The organism is Litorimonas sp. (assembly GCA_029936425.1).
GTDB lineage: Bacteria > Pseudomonadota > Alphaproteobacteria > Caulobacterales > Maricaulaceae > Litorimonas.
Map to the genome: position 1 here is coordinate 1 of JAPYSU010000032.1, position 4,231 is coordinate 4,231.

Consider the following 4,231-nt stretch of genomic DNA (forward strand, 5'->3'; position numbering starts at 1 on the left):
ACTCAGCACTATGCACGGGTGCTATGCGCGGGAATGTAAGGCAGTGTTGATATAGGTGTAACACCTAGATGATTTATTAGATCTTGGGGCCGCCGAATAATTCTAGCATATGTCTCAACTACAATCACCGCCAATAATCCGAATATCAATCCTCCGATCATCGAAATGAATATTATCATAGGAGGAATAATTCCAGTAACACGGGTGGGTAATTGCGCCGGCTCGAATATAGTCAAGCGCTGACCATAGTCTGAAGCGGCACTTTGTTCAGCAGAATGTGCACGGGTAAGGTTGGATGACGCCTCAAGTAACTGGGCTCTTATATTATCACGCGCTTGCTCAAGATTTTCTAATTGAACTGCGTTATATTGGGTGGTGTCTATAAGTTGGGTCAGGCTTTCCAACTTACTTGAGATGTCCTTTCGGTGCGTTTCAAGCAATGTGAGCGCATCGTCCGGTTTCGGCGTGACCACAGATGGCTTATTTCGCGACAATGTATGCAACTTTTCGCCGACCTTGCGTGACTCAAATTTTTGTGGGGGAAGCACCACGTCGAGCCGCTGGCGCTTCTCCATCTCAATTTGCTTTATAATCTGCGACAGCCGCTTGCGCTGTGCCGCGAGTTGCAGTCTATATGATGGCAGGTTATTTGGCAAAGCATCCTTGTTTTCCCGTTTGAAGGTAAAAATATGATGACTATTATTGTCTAGTTCTTGTTTAAGACGGGACACTTCATTCTGGCGCCACTTAACAATGCGATTGACGCCAAGAGAAAGTCCATCGGCGTCTTGCTGAAGCACTTTTTTTACAAGTTCTCGGGCCCCTTTTAAAGCGACTTCAGCGGAATGGGCGCTGTAACCCACTGTTAAAACTGGTAGCGTGTGACGATCGGCTGATATGTCTATTGACACACTTCGACGCGCGCGCTCATAAACGTCTTCCTGATTTTCTGAATTATCGAGCTCGATGATATCGGCGAACTCCAAGAGTGCCTCACGCCTTAAAGTAAGCTCTTTAATTAACAAAAGTTGCTTAATGGCGGTAGGTTGTGCGGCAGTTAAGTCTGAACTTGGTAGGGCTGTATCCGCATCGAGTAATAAGCGGGCTTTGCTATGATATGTTGGAGAAGAGAGGAGCGTTACAAGAAAACCGATTGCGGTACCTAAACCAATAAAACTCAGAAGCAGAGTTTTTCGAGAAAGCAGGCGGAATATATAAAACTTCATATCTACGCACTTTCTCTTGATAGCTACAGATGTAGAATATTGAGGACTCAATGAGCATGAAGCAGTCAAAAAACTGCTTGCGTGATGATCAGGCGTATTTACTGACGCTTTAACACTGTGAAGTGAAAGGTATTAATTATCCGTTAAACACAAAAAGGTAATTTTTATTGGTAATTATCTTCCATCCAGGCTGGGTCCCATCAGACGTTCCTTAATAATCTGGTAACCACATTGATTTAGCAATGCCATATTCAAACGTTAGACAAAGGCAGCGCGATATGAGATATTTGAGCACGGATAGCATTCTAACGGCAAGACATCGCGACGCTGCATATCAGTCTGTAACGCTGGGAATTTATCGAAACTTCGGTAAGAGGCTAATGGATTTGGTCATTTGTATTCTGTCGCTACCTCTTGTTGCTCCGATGATTATGATTCTGGCGACAATAATAGTCGTGACCGGCAGCACCCCGTTCTTTTCGCAAACTCGAATAGGGCAACATGGACGGCCCTTTAGAATATGGAAGTTGCGAACAATGGTTCACGATAGCGATCAAGTTATCGAGAAATACTTTCAAGGTAACCTAGACGCGCAGGAGGAATGGCGAACCACACAAAAGTTGAAATACGACCCGCGCATTACGGCTTTCGGTTCATTTTTGCGTAAGACATCTTTAGATGAACTTCCTCAGATTTGGAACGTTTTACGTGCCGATATGAGCCTGGTTGGCCCGCGGCCAATAATGGTTAATCAAAAACATTTCTATCCAGGTACGGACTACTATAACCTGCGCCCTGGTATTAGTGGAAACTGGCAGGTATCTATGCGTAATGAATCGACCTTTGTTGATCGCGCTGCATACGACCGGCGTTATAACTTAACTTTATCTCTTAGGGAAGATATGCGTATTTTAAAGGATACGGTCCATGTCGTTTTAAGAGCTACGGGGTATTGACTGTGTTTCCCAAATCCACGGAGAGAGTCTCGGCTAAATCTGTCAAGCAGCTCACAATAATTATCGTAAGTTACAATACTGCGCCGATGACGCTTAAAGCTATCGAAGCATTAGATCTGCATAACCGCAGTGTAGATTACGACTGTATCGTGATTGATAATGCTTCGACGGACGGATCGGTCGAGAAGATCTCCGAAGCTTTCCCGATGGTCAGGGTTATAAGTTTGCGGGAAAACGTGGGGTTTGCTTGTGCGAACAATCTAGCAGCCAGTTATTGTACGACGCCATATCTCTTACTACTTAACCCCGATACTGAAGCGGACGTAGGGGCCGTCTGCGCGCTTATGACCTTTGCTAAAGCCGCCCCTGGTGCCGGTATTTGGGGCGGGCGAACGGTATTTTCCGACAGAACCCTTAACAAAGCGTCATGTTGGGCCGCGCCCAGCCTACATAGCCTGCTTTTTCGCGCTGTTGGGCTTAGTCGGATCTTTAGCCAAAGCGCCCTATTCAACCCTGAAGAGTACGGAAACTGGGAACGCGATGATATTCGCCAAGTGGATATCGTCGTAGGGTGTCTTCTACTCATCCGACGTGATATCTGGAACATGTTGGGCGGATTTAACAGTAAGTACTTTATGTACGGTGAAGATGCAGACCTTTGCCTTCGAGCGCGTGCCTTGGGGTGCCAACCGATGATCACCCCTGATGCCCAGATAGTTCATCATGTGGGTGCATCCACCAATAACAATGACGAAAAGGCAATTCTTGTAATGAAGGCCCGCGTCTCTCTCATCCAGGATCATTGGCCTGCTTGGCAAGTACGATATGGAATCCTTTTAATGTGGTTTTGGTCGGCATTGCGGTTTGTAATTACGCGTCCACTTGCGTATTCTGGTAATTCCAAGGGGGTGTTATCGGCGCAGCGCTGGCAATTGATCTGGCGACGCAGAGACACCTGGTTAAACGGCTACGATCAAGCATAATATTGGATAAGTTGTTTCAGCAAAACTTTGGGGGAGTTGCGGTCCACGTCATCAAGTTGATTCCGTGCCATATTCCCAAGATAAACCGAAGTTTGGGAAAATGTTGATTGCCGAGAATAGATGAGACGGGTGCATTTCGATAGTACCCACATGTCAATTAACGCATTTTCAGCTTCTAGAAGTTTGGCGACATCTGTCGCCGGCCAATGCAACCTTTCGCCATTATCCGGTAGGTGCTTATTAATATGATATAGGTTGGCAAATTCCATTTTCATTTTTCGCTGCACATGGGCGTTATCTGTGGCTAGAAATATCGGTTGGTCGGGTACCTGCATTAGACGCTTGCGAAGTATGGATAGCGCGGAATTTAAAGGGATCTTGCGATCGGTATAACGAACATGGATCCCTATCGGATTCGCTCCCAGTTGGGCAGTCAAACGTGTAACTTCTCGTCGAACCCGCACATTAGGTGTAAAATAGCGGTCAAGATATTCCTTGATTATACACGGAATTGACCGACCCGTGAAACGAAGATCACGTCGAATTTGTTTAGTAAGGTGCCGGAACTTCGGAAGGTAAGACCAATACACCGCGATATCTTCGGGCACATTGAGGTCTTCCAGATCTACGCAAAAAACTCGATATGCTTTGGGGCTGGAGTGCGCCTTGGGCATAAACTTATTTATCATGTCTTGGGTGCTGGCCTTGAGATATCCAGTCCAGATGGCAGGTGCGACAGGGCAAACCGCTTTATCAATTTCTGCACAGGTCGATTTTATAGGCGTGTTAAATAGAAGCGGATATGCGTTATCTCCAAGTGGGGCATAGCTGCCATCACGCCAATCTATTACGGGCGTGCGCCCTGATAGATCGGCGTATATAAGACCGCATACGGCGGACAGTATGCGATTGCCCAGCCCTCCCTTGCCTTTTATCAGAAGTATCTTTCGGCGCATACTTCCATCCTGAGCGATGATTTTCAAAATAGACATATCCTCGAATAATGTGTTCTTGCGTTTTTTTGAGAATTCATCGCTATTTCATTTCTGCATAATGCGGGCATATG

General features: G+C 46.1%; 4 protein-coding genes. 2 read left to right on the top strand and 2 right to left on the bottom strand.

Annotated elements, in window-relative coordinates; all coding sequences use genetic code 11:
• Positions 1-8: 8 nt before the first annotated feature.
• Positions 9-1,226 carry a hypothetical protein gene (locus ACN0IC_RS14555; protein WP_416879512.1) on the bottom strand — a complete coding sequence of 406 codons (1,218 nt, stop codon included), beginning with the start codon at positions 1,224-1,226 and terminating at the stop codon, positions 9-11.
• A 380-nt stretch (positions 1,227-1,606) separates the two neighbouring features.
• Here ACN0IC_RS14555 and ACN0IC_RS14560 point away from each other — a divergent pair, with 380 nt between their 5' ends.
• Both ACN0IC_RS14560 and ACN0IC_RS14565 read left to right on the top strand, forming a co-directional pair.
• A complete protein-coding gene (locus ACN0IC_RS14560) occupies positions 1,607-2,182 on the top strand; it encodes a sugar transferase (protein ID WP_416879513.1) in 576 nt (191 codons plus the stop codon).
• Between the two features lie 2 nt (positions 2,183-2,184).
• Complete coding sequence (locus ACN0IC_RS14565; protein ID WP_416879514.1) at positions 2,185-3,165, top strand: glycosyltransferase family 2 protein; 981 nt, start codon at positions 2,185-2,187, stop codon at positions 3,163-3,165.
• On the opposite strand, the gene ACN0IC_RS14570 is transcribed toward ACN0IC_RS14565, so the two are convergent.
• The gene (locus ACN0IC_RS14570; protein ID WP_416879515.1) at positions 3,156-4,157 is read right to left on the bottom strand and encodes a NodZ family protein; all 1,002 of its coding nucleotides are present in this window, start codon (positions 4,155-4,157) and stop codon (positions 3,156-3,158) included. The two genes, ACN0IC_RS14565 and ACN0IC_RS14570, sit on opposite strands and share 10 nt — an antisense overlap.
• Positions 4,158-4,231 lie beyond the last annotated feature (74 nt).

Bases quoted from the DNA above. Each gene is read 5' to 3' on its own strand.
- ACN0IC_RS14560 (WP_416879513.1), top strand. From the start codon at position 1,607: ATGGATTTGGTCATTTGTATTCTGTCGCTACCTCTTGTTGCTCCGATG.
- ACN0IC_RS14555 (WP_416879512.1), bottom strand. From the start codon at position 1,226: ATGAAGTTTTATATATTCCGCCTGCTTTCTCGAAAAACTCTGCTTCTG.
- ACN0IC_RS14570 (WP_416879515.1), bottom strand. From the start codon at position 4,157: ATGTCTATTTTGAAAATCATCGCTCAGGATGGAAGTATGCGCCGAAAG.